This is a genomic window from Prevotella mikamonis (genome assembly GCF_055381405.1).
On record NZ_AP035785.1, the window covers coordinates 1,990,900 to 2,015,840 of the forward strand.

General features: G+C 49.0%; 14 protein-coding genes. 6 read left to right on the forward strand and 8 right to left on the reverse strand.

Translation table 11 applies throughout. The features are described from left to right. The first annotated feature begins 4 nt into the window (after positions 1-4). Positions 5-985: a Gfo/Idh/MocA family protein gene (locus ACZ42L_RS08440; protein WP_464715819.1), complete on the forward strand. Its 981-nt coding sequence runs from the start codon at positions 5-7 to the stop codon at positions 983-985. An 82-nt stretch (positions 986-1,067) separates the two neighbouring features. Here the strand turns inward: ACZ42L_RS08440 and ACZ42L_RS08445 are convergent, their stop codons facing one another. Further along, positions 1,068-3,404, reverse strand: a complete 2,337-nt coding sequence (locus tag ACZ42L_RS08445; RefSeq protein WP_464715820.1) for a glycoside hydrolase family 3 N-terminal domain-containing protein — start codon at positions 3,402-3,404, stop codon at positions 1,068-1,070. Between the two features lie 464 nt (positions 3,405-3,868). Here ACZ42L_RS08445 and ACZ42L_RS08450 point away from each other — a divergent pair, with 464 nt between their 5' ends. From ACZ42L_RS08450 to ACZ42L_RS08460, 3 genes are read left to right on the forward strand one after another with little or no spacing between them, the layout of a single operon-like run. After that, a complete protein-coding gene (locus tag ACZ42L_RS08450; RefSeq protein ID WP_464702408.1) occupies positions 3,869-4,315 on the forward strand; it encodes a hypothetical protein in 447 nt (148 codons plus the stop codon). Between the two features lie 6 nt (positions 4,316-4,321). Further along, entirely contained in the window at positions 4,322-4,798 is a 477-nt protein-coding gene (locus ACZ42L_RS08455) for an RNA polymerase sigma factor (RefSeq protein WP_464698294.1), read from the forward strand. After that, positions 4,795-5,202: a hypothetical protein gene (locus ACZ42L_RS08460; protein ID WP_464698296.1), complete on the forward strand. Its 408-nt coding sequence runs from the start codon at positions 4,795-4,797 to the stop codon at positions 5,200-5,202. Before ACZ42L_RS08455 ends, ACZ42L_RS08460 begins: the two co-directional genes overlap by 4 nt. 198 nt (positions 5,203-5,400) lie before the next feature. Here the strand turns inward: ACZ42L_RS08460 and ACZ42L_RS08465 are convergent, their stop codons facing one another. After that, positions 5,401-6,957, reverse strand: coding sequence for a RagB/SusD family nutrient uptake outer membrane protein (locus tag ACZ42L_RS08465; RefSeq protein ID WP_464715821.1), 1,557 nt, complete (start codon positions 6,955-6,957; stop codon positions 5,401-5,403). Positions 6,958-6,975: 18 nt separating this feature from the next. Then, on the reverse strand, positions 6,976-10,017 hold the full coding sequence (locus ACZ42L_RS08470) for a SusC/RagA family TonB-linked outer membrane protein (protein ID WP_464715822.1): 3,042 nt from the start codon (positions 10,015-10,017) through the stop codon (positions 6,976-6,978). Between the two features lie 361 nt (positions 10,018-10,378). Here ACZ42L_RS08470 and galA point away from each other — a divergent pair, with 361 nt between their 5' ends. Continuing rightward, a complete protein-coding gene (galA, locus tag ACZ42L_RS08475) occupies positions 10,379-12,853 on the forward strand; it encodes a beta-galactosidase GalA (protein WP_464715823.1) in 2,475 nt (824 codons plus the stop codon). A 73-nt stretch (positions 12,854-12,926) separates the two neighbouring features. On the opposite strand, the gene ACZ42L_RS08480 is transcribed toward galA, so the two are convergent. The 5 genes from ACZ42L_RS08480 to ACZ42L_RS08500 all read right to left on the reverse strand — a co-directional run bounded on the left by ACZ42L_RS08480 (position 12,927) and on the right by ACZ42L_RS08500 (position 24,031). Continuing rightward, positions 12,927-14,408, reverse strand: a complete 1,482-nt coding sequence (locus tag ACZ42L_RS08480) for a glycoside hydrolase family 43 protein (protein ID WP_464715824.1) — start codon at positions 14,406-14,408, stop codon at positions 12,927-12,929. 97 nt (positions 14,409-14,505) lie between these two features. Beyond that, positions 14,506-15,285: a hypothetical protein gene (locus tag ACZ42L_RS08485; RefSeq protein ID WP_464698305.1), complete on the reverse strand. Its 780-nt coding sequence runs from the start codon at positions 15,283-15,285 to the stop codon at positions 14,506-14,508. 435 nt (positions 15,286-15,720) lie between these two features. Then, on the reverse strand, positions 15,721-17,931 hold the full coding sequence (locus ACZ42L_RS08490) for a TonB-dependent receptor plug domain-containing protein (protein WP_464715825.1): 2,211 nt from the start codon (positions 17,929-17,931) through the stop codon (positions 15,721-15,723). Beyond that, complete coding sequence (locus ACZ42L_RS08495) at positions 17,928-20,957, reverse strand: VPS10 domain-containing protein (RefSeq protein ID WP_464715826.1); 3,030 nt, start codon at positions 20,955-20,957, stop codon at positions 17,928-17,930. The genes ACZ42L_RS08490 and ACZ42L_RS08495 overlap by 4 nt, the downstream gene beginning before the upstream one ends. A gap of 38 nt (positions 20,958-20,995) precedes the next feature. Then, positions 20,996-24,031 carry a VPS10 domain-containing protein gene (locus ACZ42L_RS08500; protein WP_464715827.1) on the reverse strand — a complete coding sequence of 1,012 codons (3,036 nt, stop codon included), beginning with the start codon at positions 24,029-24,031 and terminating at the stop codon, positions 20,996-20,998. 456 nt (positions 24,032-24,487) lie between these two features. Between ACZ42L_RS08500 and ACZ42L_RS08505 the strand changes: the two genes are divergently transcribed. After that, positions 24,488-24,820, forward strand: coding sequence for a hypothetical protein (locus ACZ42L_RS08505; RefSeq protein ID WP_464698312.1), 333 nt, complete (start codon positions 24,488-24,490; stop codon positions 24,818-24,820). Positions 24,821-24,941: the final 121 nt, after the last annotated feature.

The following is a 24,941-nucleotide window of genomic DNA, read 5'->3' on the forward strand; positions in this document are numbered from 1 at the left end:
AAATATGAAGAAATACAAGATTGGAATCATAGGAGCAGGCAAGATTGCCGCAAAAATGGCTGCTACTATAGCCGGAATGGAAGAGGCTGAATGCTATGCCATCGCCTCGCGCGACCAGCAGAAAGCCGATGAATTCGCACAAAAATGGGGCTTCCCGAAGGCCTACGGGGCTTACGAAGCTATGGTCGACGACCCAGATGTAGACCTTGTCTACGTGGCTACGCCCCACAATTTTCACTTCGAGCACTCCTCACTATGCCTGCACCACCACAAACCGGTGCTCTGCGAGAAAGCCTTTACGGGCAATGCGCGCCAGGCCGAACAGCTCTTCGCACTGGCCAAAGAGCAGAAAACATTTATCACCGAAGCCATCTGGACACGCTATCTGCCCCTCTCTGCCACGCTCAAAGAACTGGTAGATTCGGGCATTATCGGCACTCCCTACATGATAGCAGCCAATCTGGGCTACCCCATACAGACGGTGGAGCGCATGCAACGTCCCGAACTGGCCGGCGGTGCACTGCTCGACCTGGGTGTCTACGCCCTCAACTTCGCCGCAATGCTCTTTGGTACAGAGGTGAAAGAGATGCACGCCCACTGCATCAAAGCGCCCACAGGCGTAGACGCACAGACCTCCATCACGCAGATATACCCAGACAACCGCATGGCGCTCCTGGGCTGCTCCATGTATGCCAAGACCGATAAACAGGGCATTATTTCGGGCGACCGTGGCCAAATCATCGTCGAAGACTTCAACCATCCACAGTCTATCACGGTGTACGACAGCAACTATCAACCCGTCAAGCACATCCTCCATCCGCCCCACATCACCGGCTACGAGTATGAGGTACGTGCCTCTATCGAGGCCATCGAGCATGGATGGCTCGAATCTCCCTACATGCCACACGCCGAGAGCATCCGCATCATGAAGCAGATGGACGAGATTCGCCGGCAGCTCGGCATCGTCTATCCCTTCGACGAATAACAAAATATCGGCACAAACCAAAGGCGCACCGGAAGTCTCACTGCTTCCGATGCGCCTTTTTCTTATCTCGATATAACTGCCCTTAGTCCCAGGCAGCAGTCTTCGTACAGTTCAGTTTTACCTGCTGGTCGCCACAGTGGAACAGGAATTCGCCCTCTTCAAGCGTCCACTTCATATCGCTGTTGACGAAGCCCAACGCACGTGCAGGCACTTTCATAGTCACCGTCTTGGTCTCGCCGGGCTGCAAATCTACCTTGTCAAAGCCACACATGCTGCGGTTATCAGGTATGAGCGAAGCCACAACGTCTGAGAAATACAGCAGTACAGCTTCTTTACCAGCCTTCTCGCCACTGTTGGTGACATCTACAGACACCGTCAGCTCATCGTTCACATCGAACGAAGTCTTGTTCACACGCAGATTGGCATACTTGAAAGTGGTATAGCTCAAGCCCGCACCGAAAGGCCACTGCACATCCATCTTGGCGTCGTAGTTATAATTACCCGCCATCGTGCTCTGGTTCTCGCTCACCTTATAGTCGTACGTATGCAGCGAACTGGGAGTACGGGGATAGGTGAACGGCAGCTTACCGGAGAAGTTGCAATCGCCCGCCATCAGATTGGCCAGCGCGTCACCACCATAGTTTCCGGGCAACATCACGTTCACCACAGCCTTCGACAACGGCTCTATGTCGTTGATGATACGCGGACGACCGCCGTTCAGCACCAATACCACGGGCTTGCCCGTCTTTGCCAAAGCCTTGACCAGATTGCGCTGATTCTCACTCAATATCAGACTGTTGAAGTTTCCGGGCGTCTCGCAGTATGAGTTCTCACCCACACATGCCACGATGACATCGCTGCTGCCGGCAGCAGCCACAGCCTTCTCTATTTCCGAAGCGTCTTCTGCCTCCCAGTCTGAGCCGGCCTTATAGCGCACGCCCTCGGCCAACGAAACATTGGCAGCACCAAACTTATTGGCCAGTGCCTTGTAGATACTGTTGTACTTATCGCCTACCAGTTCGTCGGTCTTGTCGCCCTGCCATGTGTACGACCAGCCACCATTGAGACCACGGAGCGTATTCGCGTTCGGACCAGCCACCAAGATACGCACACCTTTCTTCAAAGGCAGGATGCCACCTTCGTTCTTCAGCAGCACCTCACCCTCCTCTGCGAAGCGTGTAGCCTCTTCTGCAAACTTGGGCGAAGCAAAGTCGGGATAGTTCTTGGCTATCTTCTCCGGCTTGTCCCACGTCTTCTTGTCGAACAGCCCCACACGGTATTTGAAGCGCAGGATACGGCTCACAGCGTCGTCGATACGGCTCATCGGCACGAGTCCTTCGTTCACCGCCTGCTTCAGCAGCCTGCAAAACTCTACACTGTACGGTTCCATACTCATGTCGATACCGGCATTGATGGCCATCGCAATGGCATGCTTCTTGTCCTTGGCAATGTGCTCGCGGCTCCACAGGTTGTTGATGTCGGCCCAGTCCGTCACAATCATTCCGTCCCAGTTCAGACCCTCTTTCAGCCAGTCGGTCAGCAATTTCTTGTTCGCATGGAAAGGCATTCCGTTGTTGGAAGCAGAGTTCACCATCAGCGTCAACGCCCCATTCTCCACACAATGCTTGAACGGTTCGAAGTAGCGCTCCTTGAGTTCGCGTTCTGTCACCATCGAGGGCGTGCGGTCCTTACCCGTCACCGGCACACCGTAAGCCATGAAATGCTTGATGCTCACAGCCACATGGTTCATGTCGATATGGTTGGGATCAGGGCCCTGATAGCCCTTCACGGCCTGTACGGCCATCACACTGTTCACGTAGTCGTCCTCTCCGAAGCTCTCCCACATACGCGGCCAGTTGGGATTTCTGCCCAGGTCCATCACCGGAGCATACACCCACGGAATGAGACAAGCCCGACTTTCGTAGGCCGAAACCTCGGCTACGCGGAAAGGAATATTCTTGTTGAACGATGCAGCCTGCACGATAGGCTGTGGGAAGAAAGTTGCACCCATCGTGTAAGTAGCACCGTGAATCTGGTCTACGCCATATACCTGGGGAATACCGTTGACCGACATCGACTTGCGATTCAGCTCACTGATAAGCGTACGCCACACCTTAGGGGGCTGCGCCACGCTCAATGGCACGTTCAGAATCGAACCCACGCGGTATTTACCCAGCACGGTATCGGTCTGTGCAGCCGACAGGGCAAAGCCCGTCTTAGCCTTCGAGAAGTCGGTGATGGCATCTATTGTTATCTCGCACATCTGCCCCACTTTGTCGTCCAGCGACATCTTCGACAACTGTTCTTTTACTTGTTTCTCTATGTTGGCATCAGGTTTGATGGCCGGCCGCACACGTTGCGCCCATGCACAGAAAACCACCTGGAGAGCCAACATCGTCAATACGAGTTTACTTTTCATTCGATTTGTTCTTTTAATTATTAGGTAATTTGTTGATGATATATCCAATATCCGACGGCTACCTGTCGATGCGTGTCATCGCCCCGCGACCCTATCAGAAAACTGCAAGGCCTTGGCAGTATCGCTGCAAAGCCCTAACAGTAATGCTGCAAAGGCCAAACAGCATCGCTGCCAAGGCCTTGCAGAAAACACACGACAGCCAGCCTGTTATTCTATCAAGTTTGTCTTGCGTGAGCAAATGTACGTAAAAAATTGCAAACCGCCATCGTTTGTGGGTAAAAAGCTGAATGGGGAGAGAGGGTCATCGAACAAAAAAGACACGAAGACTTGGTTATCACAAGAATATTTTGCACCTTTATCATTGAAAACAGGAAACAGTAATGTCACTTTTTCTTCCACCAGCTTGTAATATAGACGAACAGAGTTATCATTTAAAAAGTTTAACCAATTAACCCAAAAAGAAAATGGAAAATAATTTACTAGTCATGATTACCGTATTAGGTACGAGTGTGGTTCTCCCTATTGCCATACTGTTTATGCAATATAAACAAAAACTGGACTATGAACGAAATCGAAAGGATATCATCCTCGCTGCACTGGAGAAGAATGCCGATGTAGACATAGAAGACCTGATAAAGAAAATGAGTCCGGCCAAAACACTTATCAAGGAGAAACTTCTGAGAAAGTTGCAGGGAGGTATCATTATGACTCTTCTGGGTATAGGACTTCTTATTTCTGCCCTGGTGATGGGGGCTGAAGGCGGATTCCGGACAGACTTTCTGGAAGTCATCAGGGTAAGTGGCACTGCTTTCCTGGCTATCGGAATCTCACTCCTTTTCACTTATCGTTTTGGCAAGAAGATGTTAACCAAGGAAATAGAAGCAGAAGAAAGAAACATGCAACACATCTAGATTCTAATGACGAGAGAACAATTCATTGCGTTGATTCAGAAAGAGCAAGAAGAATTAAGGGGTTTCCTGCTCGCTCTGTGTTGTGGCAATAAGGATAATGCCGATGACATTGCACAAGATTCTCTAGTCAAAGCCTATCTCTCTTCCGCATGTTACCAAGAGAAAGGTAAATTTAAACCGTGGCTCTTCAAAATCGCACATAACACATTCTTGAACCATGTGATCAATTCCAAGACTTTCGAAGAGCTGGACAAAGCGGAAGGAATGGTAGGTACATCGTCTGCAGATGTTTCCTTTCAGCACCAAGATCTTTACATCGCTCTCGGAACATTGCCTCCCAAGGAACGTTCGGCCATTGTCATGTTCTACATGTACGGATATTCCATTAAGGAGATTGCAGCAATTACCGAGACCACAAAAGATGCTGTCAAAAAACAATTATCACGTGGACGCGATAAACTAAAAGCAAAATTAAAGGTATGATAAAAGACAAAGGACTTGAGGAACTTTTCCTCGCAGCAAAACCGTCATTCTGTGACTACGAGCAGTTTGAGGCATCACTCAACAAACGACTCGATGCGGTAGAGTATCTCAAACAGCACGAAGAGGCCTGCCTGCGCAGATATCGCAATGGTATATTTGCAGCTTTTGCATTGGGGGTTATCTGTGGTGGCCTGATTATTTCATTCATACTCGACATGCCTGCCGACATACCGCTGTTTACGGTCGAGGCAGAGAGTTGCTTCCTGCTTTTTATTCAGGAGTATTCCATCATCATCGCCACCTTGATTATATCGGGCTTGCTATGTGTTGGGATAGTAAATCTCATCAGCGCTGTAAACGATATCACGAACATGAAAGAGCGGGTACAGACTATTTTGCAATAGTTTTGGAGTTGACGAGTAGACAAATTGACAAGTTAACGAGTTTGACAAGACTAGAACAATGTAACAAAAAAGAGACGGCGTCAAAGACATCGTCTCTTTTTATTTTTTATATAGACTCTATATAACGGGGTATTAGAGCCATCACTCCAGCCCCCTTAGATTCTCCATCCTCCCGATACAGGAAAGACGGAAGAGTTTTTAATATTCAGGATTCTGCTGCATCTTGGGGTTAGCATCAATTTCACTCTGTGGAATCAATGGCAATGCCTTCTTCGACTTCCAAGTATCAATTACCTGTGCGTCTGTATTCAGCACACTGTGCCAGCCCCTGTCACTTGTATTGGTGTAACGAACAATCTTCTCTCCACGACGCAGGGCATCAAAGTAACGCTGTCCCTCGCCTACCAACTCTTTACGACGCTCCATGTAGATGCGGTCTTCGGTGATATCAGCAGCAGTTACCTGCTTGCTGGCATCAGTGGTACGATTCTTGATAATAGCGTTGAGATAATCTGTTGCCTTGTCTTTGCTACCAGATTTGAAGGCAGCCTCGGCAGCACTTAGATAAACCTCAGACAGACGAAGCAAGGGAACATTGTTCGTACGAACCTCTACACTACCTGCCGGTGCGGGATACTTATTGATATACACAGCACGTCCCTCAAATTGTTTAGCCTTTACTTCTGCACTGGCAGTAGCCTTCAACAGGATTTTGTTGCGAACATCCTTTGCGTCACTAGACAATACATCGGAAAATGCCTTGGTAACAACAAGGTCACCATAACCGCCGGCAACATCCTTGGCATCGGTATTCTCGGTCAAAAGATAAGCAATACCTTCGCGGTCTGTCCAGTCGGTAGAGTTGGTAATAGAAAGCTCGAAAAGCATCTCATTGGTATGAGCCTTGTCGTCTTTCTGCCATGCATTGGCATATTCAGCAGTAGTCCACAAAGTATAAGGAGAGTTCTTGATAACATCTTCAGCCACAGACAGTGCATTCTTGTAGTCGCCCTTAGTCAGGTAGACTCTTACGAGCAGTGCTTTGGCAGCCCAAACATTGATGTAACCTGGAGTAGCCTTGACAGACAAAGCACCTGAAGCAATAGCAGATGTCAGGTCTTTGATAATCTGAGTATAGCACTCAGCCACCGTAGCACGACCTACCTGTGCAGCTGGTTCCAGCGAAGCTGTGTCCATAGGAGCACCGTAAGAAGCTCCATTGTCCTGCAAATATGGCTTACCATAGACACGAGTAATGTCGAACATGGCCATCGCACGAATCACCTTAGCCTCATTCTTATACTGCGCGATGGTCGCAACGTTATCAGTTTTATCAGTGATTCCATCACCATTGGCAGCCTCGATGATGCGGTTGGCACGTCCCAAAACAATGAGTGGCGAACGCCATACTGAATTTTTCGCCGTAAAATCGTCACCTCCTTTAAACTCCATCTTGTAATAGAATTCGGCACGACCAGCACCATAGGTAGCATCGTACTGAACATCTTCGCCACGCACGTCGCCATATACAAACATATTGGCACCATAATAGTCTGCATAATCAGATGTGCGACCTTTGAGTGCAGAATAGAGTCCGAGACGTGCACTGGCCATACTGGCCGTTGATGTAATGGCCGTAGCAGCATCGATACCGTCAGACGGCTGACGGTCGAGCCACTCATCACCACAAGAAGACAAGCCCGTTACGGCTGTCAGGCAGATAACTGCGCTATATATAAATTTAGATACTTTCATTTTTGGTATGCTTTATATTTAGAAACCAATTTCAATTCCGAATGTATATGTTCTCAACTGTGGAGTCTGGAAGTTTGCAAGTCCGGTAACAGGCAGTTCCGGATCTATATAGAGGTTAGCCGACTTCCATGTGAGTAGGTTGGCACCAGAGAAGTATACACGCGCCTTATTGATACCCAAGTTGCGGATATACTGCTGAGGAACAGAGAAACCGATAGTCAAGTTCTTCAAACGCAGATAGTCCAAAGGCATCATCCAGCGCGAAGAATAAACGAATGTGCTACCATACTGGAACTTAGGCAACTTGGCTGCCGTATCGCCTTCGCCCTGCCACATCTTAGAGAGATCGTAGTAAGATGGCGTAGCTCCCTTATAGAGTTCACTACCACCGTTAGAGTGCTGCCAACGAGGATAGTCGTAAGCGTCGCCACCCAACTGATAAGTAAAGGTGAAACCAAGGTCGATAAACTTCCAGCGCAGATTGTTGGTGATACCACCAGCGATAGCGGCCTCTGCATTACCAAGGATAACTTTCTTAGCTTCATTGGCATTGGTTGTCGTATTGCGGGCATTGGCCGTACCATCGTTCAGATAGTAAAGCTCGTTTCCGGTCTTGGGGTCTACTCCGGCATATTCGTAACCATAATATGAATTGTAAGATTCACCCACTTTGTGGAACAATACACGAGGATAATCAGAGTCCTGGACCATATCGGCTTCACCGTCAAGTTTTATCAACTCATTGTGGTTATGAGAGAAATTCAGGCTTGTAGACCAACTGAAGTCCTTGGTATTGAAGTTGTCGGAAGTCAAGGTAAGTTCCCAACCGGTATTTCTCAATGAACCGATATTGGTAGCCATCGTAGCAACACCCGAACTGGTATTGAAGTAACCGGGAACAGCAGACATCACCAAGTCATAAATCAAATCAGTGGTCTTACGTGTATACCAGTCGAAAGATGCCGTGAAACGCTGCAAGAAAGTCAAGTCGAGACCTATGTTGAGCGTACGGTTCTTCTCCCATCTCAAATTCGGATTACCGATGTTCACGATACCCATACCTGACTGGCCGTCGTATCTCTCACCATACTTAAACAGATTCATATACGAGTAGTAGCCTGAAGGTTGTGTACCATTCGTACCGTATGACACGCGCAATCTACCATCGGTCAGAATATCCTTGGTCGATTCCATGAACTTCTCTGCACTGAAACGCCATGAAGCCGATGCAGACCAAAAGTCGCCCCAACGGTTGCTGCGGGCCAAACGAGACGTTCCGTCACGACGGAAACTCAAACCTGCATAATACTTATTATCATAGTTATAGTTCACACGCCCCAAGAATGAAGTCAGGCGTGTACCATAGATATTACTATCTGAAGATGTCTCACCTGCATTACCCAGTTCATAAAGCTCGCCAGGATACTGTGAACCGTGCATATAGTTGTATTCATAATGAGAATCTTCTGTCTCGAAACCGAGCAAGGCATCAAGATTATGCAAGCCGAATGAACGTACATAAGAGAGCTGGGTCTGTGTATTCACCTGCTCAGAGATGTTCAAAATGCGCTGAACCACACCACTGGAAGACTTACCATCGTTAGAGTAACGGTCCCAGATAACAGTCTCACGACCACCAATATAGTCATAAGTTACCTTCTCGCTCAGGTCGAGACCCTTTGCAATATGATAAGTCAGCTTAGCCGAATTCAACATTCTGCGAACGATGTTACGGTCGCTAGAGTGCAGATTCTCATAAATAGGGTTTACACGTACAAAACCAGGACCTTGGGTATAAGACCCATTTTCATCGTATGCCGTACTAGAAGGGTTCTGGAAAAAAGCGTAGTTGGCAACGGCAGAAGAAAAGCCAGTACCCTCATTGGCAAGGCGCTGTATCATTTTCGACATCATAGAAGTAACGTTCAAAGTGAACTTTCCAAAGTTATGAGTCAGATTCAAGTTACCTGAGAAACGCTCTAAACCCTGATTAGCGATGATACCTTCCTGCTTGTTATAAGCCATCGATGTAAAGAATTGAGTCTTATCATTACCACCCGATACGCTTACTTCATAGTTGCTATGGCTGCCATTCTTGAACAGAAGATCTTTCCAGTTGGTCCAGCCTGTTTTAGGTTTAGCGGCAAAAGCATCAATATCTCCCGCTGCGGCAGTAGCAGCCTCAGCAGCACTCTTACCCTCTTCATATCTATAATAGTTTTCCAAACCTTTCAGGAGCAAAGCACGGCGATCATCACCATTCAACTGTGGACGGTAGTTTACAGCCATATTGGAGAATCCCCAATCGCTATGGAAGTTCACACTGGTCTTGCCCTTGCTGCCACTTTTGGTAGTAATGACGATGACACCATTAGCCGCACGAGAACCATAAAGAGAAGCTGCTGCAGCATCTTTGATGACCGTGATAGACTGAATATCGTTAGGATTGATGGTAGCCAGAATGTTAGTTCCGGCATCACTATAAGCAAACTCACTGGTATTACCCGACTGAACAGGCGTTCCATCAATGACATAAAGGGGGTTGTTGCCCGCATTGATAGAACCCATACCGCGTACACGGATAGAAGGAACCGAACCCGGCGAGCCTGAACCTGATGTAATCTGCACACCAGCTACACCACCGGCCAACTTATCCTCAATAGATACAACCGGCACATCGGCCAGCTTATCAGTATTCATCGTTGAAGCAGCACCGGTAAATGAAGACTTCTTAAAGTTACCATAACCGGTAACAATCACTTCGTCCAGCACATGATCGTCGGCCTGAAGAACCACTTTCAGATTTGCAGCAGCCTTGACAATCTGCGACTTCATACCGATGTATGAAATTTCCAATTTAGCGTTGTTGGGCACTGTCATACTGAACTGACCATCCAAATTGGTGGCAGCACCTGTATTTGTGCCTACAACTTTTACTGAAGCTCCGATAACAGGCTGTCCATCTTCAGCAGAGGTCACTGTTCCGGTAACATGAATTTGTGCCAGCGCCATTCCCATCCAAAGGAAGAGACTGGTTAAAATTAACGTTAGTCTTTTCATAAAAATCTCTCTCGTTTAAATAATATATATTTGTTTTATCTCTATTCTCTCGTCGAATGCTCTCTCTTGTTATCCTCGTCTCATCAGCCGTGCGGTTTCGGATTCACATCTTACGCATATAAATTGCATATATCTTATAACACAAACACAACTCTAATGTTACGAATTGCAAATTTAACTCAAATTTAATAGATACCAAAACATTTGGTAATAAAAATGAATGTAAATCGCGTTTTTAACGATAAAACGTCGTTTTTAGCCCACAAAATTGATATAAATCATCTTTTTACACTCCGATACGACACCAATATGACAACTTTTTGCTACCTTTATGCCATAAAAACTATCAATCTACTAAGAAATGAATATCAAACGTGTACTAGCTATGGCTGCCGTATTTGCTTTTACGGTGGCATTTTCACTTGGGGCGAACGCTCAACGTGAGCGTATCAGCTTCGACAAGGGATGGCGCTTTGCCTTTGGCGATGCCTCCGACCCCATGAAAGATTTCGGTTGCGGAACGGAATACTTCAATTATTTCACCAAGGCCAACTCCATTCACAATGCCGGCCCATATACTGTCAAGTTCCGCGAAGACAGTGCGCAATGGCGCACGGTAGACTTACCCTACGACTTTGTGGTAGACCTTCCCTTTGCAGAGGAGGCTAGCTACAGTCATGGGCATAAGACGGTGGGATGGAAATATCCAAAGAGCAGTGTGGGATGGTATCGCAAGACCTTCCATCTACCGGAAAGCGACCGTGGCAAACACGTAAGACTACAATTCGACGGTATCTTCCGCAATGCGCAAGTCTGGGTCAACGGCGTGCTTGTAGGCACAGAACCGAGTGGGTATAAACAGCAGGATTATGATATCACCGATTATTTGCTATACGGCAACGGTGCAGACCGTACAAACCTAGTATGTGTCCGGGCAGACGCCACTTTCGAAGAAGGATGGTTCTACGAAGGCGGAGGTATCTATCGCCATACGTGGCTTGTCAAGAGCAGTCCCGTGCATATCACGACGGGAGGAACGTTTGTCTATTCGGATATTGCCAGTGACTTCAAGTCGGCCAAGGTATATGTGGAGACCGAAATAAGGAACGATTTGTTCACAACGCTGGACGGTTACACATTGGAACACGAGATTATTGCCCCCAACGGCAACACGGTAGCCATATCAAGGGTAGCCGGAAAGGCTTTGAGAAGCCGCGAGAGCGAAACGACAACGACTTCTACCCTCATTACGAATCCGCAACTATGGAGCACAGACACTCCTTATTTATATAAGGTACGGACAAAAGTGCTGGTTGCCGGAAGCATAGTCGACAGCTACATCACACGCACCGGTTTCCGCAACATCCGCATGGATAAGGACAAAGGACTCTTCCTCAACGGAAAGCATGTAAAGCTCAAGGGATTCAACAACCACCAAGACCATGCAGGAGTGGGAGCTGCCATCCCCGACGGACTGCAACTGTATCGGATGGAACAGCTGAAGAGCATCGGCTGCAATGCCTACCGTGCCAGCCACAATCCGATGACCAGCGAGCTTCTCGACGTGTGCGACTCCCTCGGCATCCTCGTCTTCGAAGAGAACCGACTCATGGGTATGAACGACTTCCAGATGTCTGTCGGGCTGAATATGATTCGTCGCCACCGCAACCATCCTTCCATATTTCTTTGGGGACTGTGCAACGAAGAGTGGGGACTCGAATGGGATGAGCGAAGTATCAACATCGCCAAAAACATGATGGAGCAATTCCACCTGGCCGACCCTACCCGCCTGGTAAGCTGTGCCAGTTCCAGTGGCCCGCAGATTCTCAAGGGTGTGGATGTGGCCGGATACAATTACGTGACCCAACACCCGATAGACGAGCATCGCCGCAACTATCCCCAACGCCTGGCCCTGGGCAGTGAAGAGACGTCGGGATGTGGCACGCGCGGTGTCTATTTCCACGAAAAGCCCACGCTGTTCAAGAAACAGAAGGACAAGGACAATGAGGATGCCATGTTCGTCTACGCCAATAGTCAGGGCCGTATGCCTTCCAGAAACCGCTATGCAGACTTAGACCACGACAGCTGTATGAACCGTATTGAACGAGGATGGAAGTTCTACGATGAACGTCCGTGGCTGATGGGCCTGTTCTATTGGACAGGTTTCGATTATCGCGGCGAACCCGTACCACTCGCCTATCCGGCAACAGGCAGCTTGTTCGGCGTATTCGATTATTGCGGATTCCCCAAAGACGAGGCCTATTACCTCAAATCGTGGTGGAAACCTGAGGAAACAACTCTCCACATCCTGCCCCACTGGAATCTGCAAGGACACGAGGGAGAGACCATCGACCTATGGGTCTACAGCAACTGCGACGAAGTAGAGCTGAGGGTAAACGGCAAGAAGATGGGTAAAAAAGCTATGCCGCGGAACGGCCATCTGTCATGGCAAGTGGCCTATCAACCCGGAACGGTCGAAGCCGTTGGCTATAAGAACGGCAAGAAAACAGCCACCAGGCGTATTGAAACCACGGGGAAAGCCGTTCAAGCAAAAGTGGAGAAAAAACAATATGGTGATGTTACTGTTGTCAACATCTCCATGCTCGACAAGAAAGGTCGCTTTGTGCCTACTGCCTGTGAGACGCTCAACGCTACGATTACAGGCAATACCAGATTCCTCGGTTGGGGAAATGGCGACTCGGCTTTTACAGACACCGAGCGTCCGTCGATTCCGGATGCACGCCACATGCAGGTCAAGACTTTTAATGGTCTCGCTCAGATTATCCTGCAATCAAAAGATGCCGGCCCATTCGGAATCACCGTCAAGATGCAATGAGTTTTTCTTATCATGGCACTCCCTAATGGTAGGAGTGCCATGATTTTTATATACCAGTCTGTTTTCCTATCTGCTATTCAGCCAGAAACATCCAATTATCGAATCTCAATGTCTTTCCCTCAAACAGGAAATAGAGATTGTGCCTGCCGGTGATGCGTGTCGAAACCCGCGCACGCTTATGCTTCCACTGCTTTTCCCTCACGTCTATCGACGCAATCAATGGACCATGCGGCGCATCGACACGCACGTCGATACGGCCTTCACCCTTCACCAAAACCTCGAAACGACGGGCTACACGCATGAAGTCGACCCCTTTCAACCGAATGACTCCGGGCTTCCCGTCTCCACACACCACCATGTTTCCAGGCGCATCTCCCGCCTCGAAACGAATATTATGCGTAGCAGCCGTGGTTTCTGCCTGCTGCAATAAGAATGGATTGAGTGCTTTCAACTGTCGCACTCCCGTTCGAGAAGCTGCCGCACGACGAATGGTAACCGAAGCCTCATCCAGCTCTATCTCTTCCACACCCATATTGCGAAAGCCACCCTGACGGGGGAAATACTTTTCCAGATACATGGAATGGTGGAACAGATACCACTTACCGCCATAGCATTGCAGATGCGTATGATTATTGGTCAGAGGAGGAACTGTCTCTCCAGGATTACGGAAGTAGTCGCCCCGATAGACCCAGGAGTCCGACCGTAGTGGTGTACGCGAAGTCATATAAGGCATCGTGCAGATGGCCGGACGCTCCACATCAGCATAATTCCACACTTTTCGGGGCAGCCAATTTGAACTGTAGGTATAGACCCACGTACCATTGATATAGTTCAGTTCGCTTGCTTCAAAGAAGTAGGGAGCTTTGATTTCGGCCACCGTCCCCTCCAAGCTCGTAAGGTCCTTGCCCAACTTGGCCACTCGTGCCGTACCGGGCATCCATGCCAAACTGTCCTTGGTCTGCCCACCACCGAAAGCTATCCATCCCTGCCCATGCTCGTCTATCACAGCGCCTGGGTCGAAAGGATTCGGACATGCCCCAATCTCCGGCATGCCCGACCGTATCAGCGGCTTGCCGAGTACGTCTTTCCAAGGCCCTACGGGCGACGTGGCCGTAACGACGCCTACACCGTCTCCGCTATTAGAGAAATACAGATAGAAATGCCACTTTCCATCATCTTCCCGTCGCGAAATGATGCTGGGTGCCCACGAATTTAAAATCCACGGGGCTATATGGCCCGTAGCTATCGTTCCGTGATAAGTCCAGTTGACCATATCGTCGGTCGAAAGCATCACCAACGAGCGTATCTTCTCATACGTATTCCTGTCCGCATTGAGATATTGCTCATGGTCGTTCGTGCCATATACATACAGTCGGCCCTGATATTCCACGGCAGTAGGGTCGGCCGTAAACATAAAGTCGACGAGCGGATTGTTCTCTTCGGTAAGCATCTTGGGCGAGGTTGCCCTCAGAAGGGAGTCATTCACGATAATTTGCCCATTGGCACAAGCCACAGCCAGCAACAGCATGGCGATAATTTCCAGCCTTCGTTTCATGTTAAGATTAGTTTTTAGGCTGCAAATATATCGTTTTTCTGCCAGAGCGACGATGAAGATTATCAGAAAATGCGATACCCCACAAGAGATTTACCGCTTACAATATACGTGTAGCGATAGAAAATTTCAGTACAGGATAAATCGTTATCTTCTCTACGATTTTAGAAATATCATCGTTCACATCGTCCGATTCGTCCGTCTTCACCAGTTGCCCGTCTTGATAGATTTTCGCCTTTCCCATGAGCTGACAGCCCAGTTCAAACCGACAGCCTACACGGCGTTTGGGTACAAGCCGCCCAAAGCCAAGCCCGAAATAAGGGCGGAAAGCATTGACACGCACGTCGCCCACCAAGTCGCCGTTTACATCGAACGGCACATTATATTTGTCTATTTCGCCCACCAGTTGGCCCTTCATACTGGGATTTTTGGCCAGCAGACCCTTGATTTCGTCACTATGGCCGCCCAGGCTCAGCAGCGTAGCCCCTCCAAAGGAGAAACCCGCAGCTACAAAAAACGAACTGCGCCGGCCAAACGGATAGCAGTTGGCCTTGAAATTACAAGTAGTGCGTGCAAAACTGCCATCTACCGACACTTCGCGAAAATCCAGATTGGTGCTGCCATCGCTGCCTGCCGTGATACTGCTCACCGATAAGTCGGCCTTGATTTTGATAGCCGGCACGATGTTTACGTCGAAACCAAACTCCAGATAGTCGGTACACGTGGTTGCCACGCCTATGCCTACGCCCTCTGTACCCACGCCGACAGTGGCTGCCAGATGATTAAAAACAGATTTGTCTTTCTCCGTGTTTTGTGCCAAAACTGTCGTTCCGCACAAAAACATCAAGCTCCAAAGAGCCATCAGTGTTCTCATGTTCATGATATGGTATTAGTTATGTTAAATAATAATATAAGCGAAGTTACAAGAATTGCTGTTATGTTTGAACGATGCAAAAATATATAAAACTCTGGAATAATACGCCCATGCAGATAAAAAAACTTATAAACTCAAAAAACTGCAAGGCCTCCGCAGTGTCGCTGCAAGGGCCAAACAGCAATGCTGCAAAGCCGAGACAGTAACGCTGCCAAGCCCTTGCAGTTTTTTGAAGTAGATAAGCAGACAAGAGACAAGCACACGGGTTGGGGTTTTAGGCCTACAGAATCATGGCAGATATCAGAATAAAGTCTGAAAGACTCCCCCTCCAATATATACTATAACAAACATATACTGGTGATGGGGAGTCTTTCAGACTCGTCTTATTTTACTTTCTTTTCCCGTAGGTTTCTGCTTCGTTCCAACCTACGGCTACGTATATCAGAACATGTAGGTGGTCGAAACGATGAAGTTACGGCCCGGTGCTGATATACCCGAACTGTAGTGGCGATAGCGTCTGTCGGCTATATTCTCCAGTCCGGCATTGATGAGGAAATGATTTCCTTGCTTGTATTGTGCCTTGACGTTGAGTGTGAACCAAGCCGGAGCATATACATGCCCGTTGCTGTCGAGGGCATATAGCTCGGTTTTTCCTTTCTCGCTTTCGGGCATGTCTTCGTAGCTGCGCTTGGCCTGGAACTGTGTGTAGAGTTCCATCGAGAGGCGGTTGTAACGATAGGTCAGCGCTGCACGGCCGAAGAAGGGGGCTGCATGGCGGATAGTGCTACGCTCGCCGTTGTCCAGCTCTTCCTTGCCGTGTTGCAGGTTGAGCTGCATGTTGTAGCCGAACCCCATCGGGAGCGTGGCATAGCAAGCCAACTGGAAGCCCGACACATAGGCCGAAGCAGCATTCTGGATGGCCAGAATCTTGGCCTCTTCGCCTTTATAGAGCATGCGGTCTTTGCCGTTCACGGTGAAATCTCTGCGCACCAGTGCGTTGTCGAGATGGGTGTAGTAGGCAGAGAGGTCTAATTTCAGGAACGAGCCGAAAGTCTTCACGATGCCCAACTCTACGTTGTGGGCATATTCGGGTTTCAATCCGGGATTGGGAACTACCACCGAACCGTCTACCGAGTCGTAGAGCTTGCCCATATCATCTACGTTGGGCGTGCGGAAACCGCGGCCTGCATTGAGCACAAGCAGCCAGTCGGCAGAGGGTTGGTAGGTCAGTCCCAGACTGCCCGATAAGGCCCCTTTGCGATTGGACTGCTTGGGGGCAAAGCCCAGCTCCAAGTTGTTGTTGCTGAAATCGGCCGACAGGTCGTAGTAGTTATAGCGCAAGCCGGCTTCCAGATTCAGCTTCGACGACAGCCTGAACAGGGCTTGCAGATAGGCGGCATACGATGCCCAGTGAGACTGCGGATAGCGGGCAAGCCCCTGTTTGGTCTCGTTGGTGCCCACATTTGTCTCCAAACCATTCGACCGAACATCGTCGTACACATACTCAACACCGTAGTAGAGCGAGTGGCGGGCTATGTTCTTGGTGAAGTCAATGCCTGCCGAATAGGCGTCGACCACTTCCTTGGTCGTATTGCGTGTGTTCTTGTTGAACTTACGGTCGATACGGCTTTCCTCGAAACGCTGTACGGCCAAGCGCACGGCCATGCGGTCATAGAACGTGTTACGGGCCATGTGCTGGGCTGTAAACTGGTTGAGCATCCACACCTGTGGGCCGTAATTCCACTCCCCATACTGCGGCAGCCCTTTCTTGATACGGGTGTGTCGGTCGTAGCGGGCATAGTCTGAAGTCTCAGAATAGTGCAGGGCATACTGCAAATCCCAGTTTTTGGAGGGTCTGAAAGCTATTTTCTGCATCAGATTGATTTGCGAATAGCCCGATGGCGACTGCACCAGTGGATTGGGATTGGTGATGGCTATGTCTTCCTTGTTGTTATGTCGCTGTACCAAGTAAGGCTTCAGATAGTCTTGCGGACCATGTGAGCCTTGCTTCAAATCGTCGAAAGTGAATGAACTGAAGCTGGTCAGGAATGCCCATTTACGACCGCCCACACTCACATCGAAATGCCCTGTGCGCTCGTTGTTGGCCGAAGAGTAACGGGCCGTAGCACTACCCTGCACCTTCACTCTTCCTGCCTTAGACGAGAAGACGGGATTCTTGGTAGTGAAACTCATGACGCCGCCCATCGCATCGCTGCCATAGATGACCGACCCCGGACCAAACAACACCTCGGTACGCTCCATTGCAAAAGGGTCTAGAGAAATGACATTCTGCAAATTTCCTGAACGGAATATGGCCGTATTCATACGGATACCGTCGACCGAATAAAGCAGTCTGTTGGTGGAAAAGCCACGAATCATGGGGCTGCCGCCGCCCAACTGGCTCTTCTGGATATACACTAATCCGGAGAGGTCGAGAAGGTCGGCCGCTGTCTGGGGATTCTCAAAAAGGAATTGCTGAAAGTTAATTGTGCTGATTCGCTTGGGTTGTTCACGCTTACTTTGTTGCCACTTGCTGGCCGATACCACCACTTCCTGTAGTTTGAAGGTGGTGGTATCAAGTCTTCCTACCTTGTTGGCAGCTACCGAAGAGGCTGCCAGCAAGGCTAGGGATAAAACTTGAATACGCTTCATTTGATGAGTAATTTACCTGTTTTTTTGAATGATTTACCTGTTATTAAATAGAAATAAATGCCTGATGCCAGCTTATCGGTGCCCACTTGCGTGGCTTCTGTAGCCGAAAGGGTTTGTGTATCGACCAGACTTCCTACGGCGTTGAACAGCTGCCATTGGCACGCTTCGCCGATGTTCTGGGGTTGCAGCGTTATCTGTTGGCCCTTGGTGTAGACGTTACCGGAAAGAAGTATGTCGTGTTGGAGCACCTCCTGACCGACCATGCCCGTGGGAACATCCTTTGTACCTGCTATCATCTTCTTGATGGTCTTGGTGTCTGTGCCTTTGGGAGTGGTGACGGTGAGTGTCACATCGTAGCTCTGGTCGGGGGCGATACGAACGATGGGGTTGCGTGCCTTGTCGTCGGAAATGCTCAATGGTTGGGGGTTGAAAGTCCATTTCCATGTGGCATTCTTCTGGTTCACGATCGAATAGCTGTCGAAGTGTAGTTCCAGGTTACCCGTGTCGTCGGCTTTGCCTGCATTTAATATCAAGGGCTGCGCAATGGGTTTGAATTGTGGCTCAACGAGGTCTCTTTGCCAGATTCCATTGTTGGTGGCAATTCTTATTTTGCCATCTTTATAGAAAGGAAGCATGCGCGTGAGACTGATAACCTGTGGCAGCCCTTCTGAGTAGTCGCGCCACCCATCGGTGGTATCGTCGCGGTAGAACACTCGACCGCGATGGATGTATGTGTCTGGTTTACCTGCCGGGCGCATTACATACCCGATTGCATAGGCCGCATTCTTTTCATTGCCTGTGAGGAAGAAGCGGTGGATGGCCACTTTCTCCTGGGTCGATTGGAAGATTGGGCTGGTTGTAGGTAGTGTCAAGCCCTTATCCAGCAGTTCCCAGGTCTTTCCGTTGTTGGTTGTGCGATAAATACAAGCCGGATTGTCGAGGGCCGAAATCCAAATCTCATTCTCATTGCGTGGGTGAATAGCCATTACCAGTTGCATGGTATTGCGTACACCTTGGGGAATCGACTCAAATGCCTTGAACGTCTCACCGCCATCGAGCGACTGGTATAGGTTGTCGAGTGTATTCACCACAATCTTGTTTGGATTGGAGCGAGAGATAACATGCGAGTTGATACGGGAGGGGAACTTGTGGAGTTGGACGAAGCTCTGCCCGTCGTCTACGGTCTTCCATAATATCTGTCTCTCTTCGCCAAATCCGGAGAAAATGAGGAAACTTTTGGCATAGCGTGGGTCGAACTCCATACCCATGCCATAGAGAGTGTCCTCGTAGGGATAGCGCAAGAAGTCGGGGAAGGATTGGAATGGTTCGTGCCAGTCGTCGGGTAGGATGACATTTTTGGGGTTGGCATCGGAGAAAGCCACACGGTGTGGGTCGCTCAGCAATACATAGCCCGTATATTGCTCGCCACCTCCTAGGTGAATAGCAGCACCATTGTACTTATCCATCTGGGCCATGTCACCATTATGGTAGCGTCCTCCCACGATTACATCTTCATTCCAGCCTTGGTCAAAGCCTAGGAACTCCGAGGCGTAGATGCCGTTGATGCGCGCGTCGGAATGGTTGGTAAAGAAGTCGGATGAATACACCAAGCCGCCGTCAGACGATATCCAAGTGTCGCCATCTATGATGTGAATGTCCTGCATGTCGAAGTGTATGTCGAACTGTCCCGAGTATCCACCCTTATGCTGGAGAGTCTTTCCGCCATCATCAGAGCGGTAGAAGTCGAGCAATCCAAAGAAAACTTGTTCGGGATCTTTCGGAGATGCCGCAATCATCATATCGTAGTAGCCTTGCCCACGGCCTATTTCGTAAGTAGCTATTTTATCCTTTAGGTTGTCATTATGTTCCCAATTCTGGCCACCGTCGGTGCTTTTGAACAATATGGGGGTGCCTGAATAGTAGGGTTCCTTGTATGCGTCGGAAATATTATCGAACTTACAAGCTAGGATATAAATATATTCACTGCCCTTGGAAGCAGACGAAAGACCGATGCGCCCCGATGCCAGTTGGACACCTGTTGGGGTCTTGTCATGGAACGACTGGCCACCATCAGTGCTTGTCATGAAGGCCACATACGTTCCTCTTCTAATCAAGGTGTAGATGACATCAGGGTTGCCGTACTTGTATTTCACATCGAAGCACATACCCGATAGCAGCTTCTGCCATGTCTTGCCATCGTCGGTACTCTGATAAAGCCCCTTGTCATTGCCCACTATCATGCGCTTGTCGTCGTTGGGATGGAATACTGCGTCGCGCACCATAGCACTTACATTGCGCAGCTGGGGAGGTGTTATGTCTTCCCAGTTCTTGCCTCCGTCGGTGGTAAGCCAGAGGAACGAACCGGCACCTATGAGCACTTTATCAGGATTGGAATAGGAAATCTCTACAGTCTTAATGTCGCCACCGAAGAAGAAGTCGGGTGTGCAGGAGGTCCAGTGCAAACCTTTGTCCTCGGTTTTGAATATCATGCCTGTCTCAGCACCAGCATATAGAATGTTGGGATTCTGCTTAAAGACATCGAAACGCTGGATGTTTGCCTGACCGTTGTAGGGAGTCTTCTTCCCAGGGAGATAGGTCATGAGGGGTGCAAGTACCTCCCATCTTGAACCACCAACAGCTCTTGTCGCTACTTTCTTCCGGCTCTGGGCGTTCATGTCCTCCACATATTTGCGGTAATTGCTGAATGACGGCATCACAATTCTGCCCTCTTTGTTGACATATTGATGATAGGTTTTCTGCCATCTCGTGAAGTAATTGATGACAGCCTTTGTCATAGGCGTCTTGCGTCTCATCTCTGGATGCTTGTTCCTAAAGGCGTTGAACGAGTCTAGCATGGCGTAATAGTTCACGTTCTCTACATCAGTCAACTGCTTCATCCAGTGTGGTGCATTGTTTGGAAAGCCCACCGGAGCATAAGGATGATATTGGGTAGACACATCGTCTTGTGCCATAATCGGGCTTCCAACTAACAGGAATGCCACACAGGCGCATATATTCTTTATCATATTGATTCTATATATTATATGAAAGTGTATTCAATGACTTATTTTTTCAGGAATTTACCGAAATATTTGTAATGGTCGGTGGTGAGCCTATAGATATAGACGCCACCCTTCCACTGCTGCAAGGGGATTTCCGTCAGCGTCTCGTCCGCAGGAATCTCCTTCTGGTAAAGCAGCATACCTTTGACATCGTGGAGGGTAAAGGTCTTCTTGCCTTTCAGTTTCTCGGTCTGGAAAACGAGAACGGGAACATCTCCAACATAGCGTATGCTGGTTTCTACCTCCGGTGTCTGGGGCGTTTCGATGCCCGTCGGCGTATCGATTCTTATCATGTCGCGGATAGTTCGGCTGTGACTTCCCTGCGGTGTAGTGACCTTCAGCGTCACATCGTACGAGCCTTTCTTGCCGAATACCACCTTGGGATTGCGTGTGTCAGCACCGATAACACTCTGCGGTTGCGGAGAGAAGCTCCACTCCCATGCTACTTTCTCCTGATTTACGATGGAATAACTGTCGAATTGGACTTCCATGTTTGGTGTCTTACTAATATCCCCATCACCCAGATTTAGGGCTATGGGCTGCGCCACAGGCTTGAAATGCTCGCGGAAGAGGGGAATTTCCCACAGACCTTGGCTAGTAGCCGCGCGCAGTTTGCCCCCTTTATAGAAAGGTACTAGGCGCGTGATACGTGCGCCGGGAGGGAAGCCTGCCGAATAATCAACCCAACTGTTGGTTTGGTCGTCCTTGTAGAAGATGGCCGACTCGCCCACGGTGGTCAGATAGACGCCATTTTCACTGCCTGTGAGGACTATCCATTGGAATTTGCGGTCGCGCAACTCTGGTTCGTTGGTCAAGGGATAGTGCCACGTAGTACCAAAGTCGGTGGTGTAGGCCACTTGTCCAGGATAGGTATTGTTGGTATACCAAAGGATATTATCGTCATGTGGGTCTATGGCAATGGCACTGCCTGCCTGATTACTCAGCTGGAAAGGTAGGGTTTTGAACTCCTGCCACGTGTTGCCATTGTCGGTGGAGTGCTGAATGCTTTGTGCAGCTACCACGTAGATATGGTCGGGATTGGAGCGAGCGTACTCGTAGCAAACGATAAATTCGTAGTCAGTTTCGAGAATTGTGCGGAAGGATAGTCCTTCGTCTTCCGACAGGAAGAGTTTGTAATAATCATCCGCAGCGGTCATGATGAGGCGCTTGGCATAGCGAGGGTCGAAGCCCAACTCCTTGCTCGTTTGCAAAGACTCCATCGGCTTTTTGTCGCGGAAATTGTCGTAGGTGGCCGACACGTAGCCGTTGATGTCCTGCGGGATTGTGGTCATGCCACCATCTGAGAAATACACCTTGTTGTGGTCGCTCAGCATCACGTAGCCAGTGGATTGCTCCACACCACTAACATGCAGCGAATTGCCCGCACCATAGCGGCTGGCCATCACTGCATTGCCATTGTGCCAGCGACCACCCACCATGATGTCTTCATTCCAGCCTTGGCCAAATCCCACATATTCGCTGGCATAGATACCGAAGTTACGGTCTTGACCATAGGTCTCAAAGAAGTTGTTGGAGTATTTAATACCACCATCGGTACAAATCCAAGTGTCGTCGCCACAAATGGCAATGTCCTGCATATCCGGGTGCATGCCGTCGCGGTCTTGATAGCCTCCGATAGCCGTTTCGCGATACCAACCTTTACCTCCTTTCAAGTCGCGATAGGAGGAGCAGAGACCATAAATCAAATGTTCGGGATTTTTGTTGGAGACACCAATCATCATGTCGAAATAGCCCTGTCCGCCCTGACTTTTGTCCACGAACGGTGAGAAGGTCGTTTTGTAGCTACCCGTGTTGCCCGTCTCGGTTTGGTCTATCCACGTTTCGCCTGCATCTGTACTCTTCAAGATGTAGGGAGTGCCTTGCCCACCATAAGGGCCATTGTCTGTGCCGTAATAGGACGCCGTAACCAATGCGTACACATACTTTTCGCCACCAGGAGCTTCACTCACTGCCAACCGGCCTGCCGCAAGACTCGTGATGGGGAGGGCGACGTTACGGAAACTCTCTCCGCCATCGTCCGAGAGATACATCTTGAACTCGTATTCGTCTCTGTTGCTCGACTTGGCAAAGAGATAGATGCGGTTGTGATTGCCAGGTTGCAGCTCATGGTCGTGGCAGATGCCACGAAAGGTGAGCCGGAAGCTCTTGCCTCCGTCAGTCGAGGTATAAAAACCGCCGGCTTCTGTGCCTTGTCCTTTGATGATGCCCGTGCTCACGGTGATGCGCTGTGGGTCTTGGGGTGAGAAGCGGATGCTATTGACACGTCCTAAAATGCTAGTTTGTAATTCCCAAGTCTCACCGCCATCGGTCGATTTCCAGAAGTTTTGTCCACCGCCAGCATAAACGATGTTGGGATTGGTGGGGTGTACCTGCAAGGCATAGATAGGGCCACCAAAATTGTGCAAGGCATTGCAGGGTTTCCATGTTTGCCCCTTATCGGTCGTCTTGAAAATCACGCCCATCTCCGTGCCGGCATACACAATCTCAGGATGCTGCGGCGATACACTCAGGCGATAGACACAAGCCTGTGCGTCTTTCAGCTGATTCGGTGTTGTGGGCTTATAGGGGGTGTTGCCTAGGATGGTGGTGTTGGGCCCAATATTACGCCATTGCGGAGCATTGACAGCACGTGTCTTCATTTTTCGAGCCGTGCGTAGGTTTTGGGATTGGAGCTTGGCAATATGTTCCTGCATCGTGGGGAGGTGTATATAGCCGTCGCCACCCACATAGGGGCGGTAGGCTTTCATCCATCGGCGATAGAAGTTGACAGCAGGTTTGCGGTCCAAGGTCTTTACACGAGCATTGATGTCGGTGGCCAGCCAGACGTTGAAGAGCGAGTCCATCTTGCGGTAACTCACACCGGCAGGGTCGGTCGCAATCTCTCGCATCCATGTAGGAGCATCCGAAGGCAGCGGCTCGCGCGTGTAAGGGTCGAACGTCAGTTGGGATTGCGCACTCACATCGCCCACTGCAAAGAGGGCAATGAACAAGCTCATGCAGAGAAGTTTCTTTGGCATGTCTATAAAAAGTTTTGGCATGTCTATAATAAATATTAATGAATTAATTAAATACAATGTTTTCTCTAAATAACAATGACAGAGTCAAATACCGACTGCAAAGTTATGATTTTTTTCGCATAAATGTGAAGAAATGTCAGGTTTATGTACCAAACAGGCATATATTTATGTTCTTACCCATAGAAAACATGATACTCAACTATCCCATCACACCTATCAAAACCAGATAAGAGTGTATAAAAAACAGTCTACAGTATGACAGATATAACCTATCTGCTCCAAAGCATGACGGTCTGTTGAAATCATAAAAAAGTAAAATTAAATGTTAAAACAATAACCTAACAGCCCTTTTTGTTCGTTTTTCTCACATTTTTAACATATCTTTGTAATTATGAGAACTCAATGGTCTCAAAGAATTCACTCATTTCAATTTAATTTTAACGAACAAGAATGTCTATGAGAATACGTACAGCAGCGTTGTCAATGATTGTGACAATGAGCCTGTGTGCCATGCCGACACAGGCACAAGACAAGCGCACTTACAACTACCGCACCATGCCCAAGGCGCAACTAGCCAATCGGGTGAACAATGCCAAAATAGAGTATAAGCGCGCCAAAGACCGCACAAAGCAGTCGAAAGCTGCCTACAAGCATGCCCAGCAGGCTTATGAGCAGGCAAAGAAAAACTATCAGGTGGCCCAGCAGAACGAGAAGATGAAGCGACAGGCATTGAAAGATGCCGAGAATGCACTGAAGTACAGGAACAAACTGCGCAAGCTGAACAAATAACAGCCCTCGCGTTCCGATACATGAAAAGAGTTTGCCACAATGCCTTTGTTCATTGTGGCGAAACCTGTCAGAAGATATAATACAGCCAATTACTACCTGCCGCCTTATTGATTAATAAGGT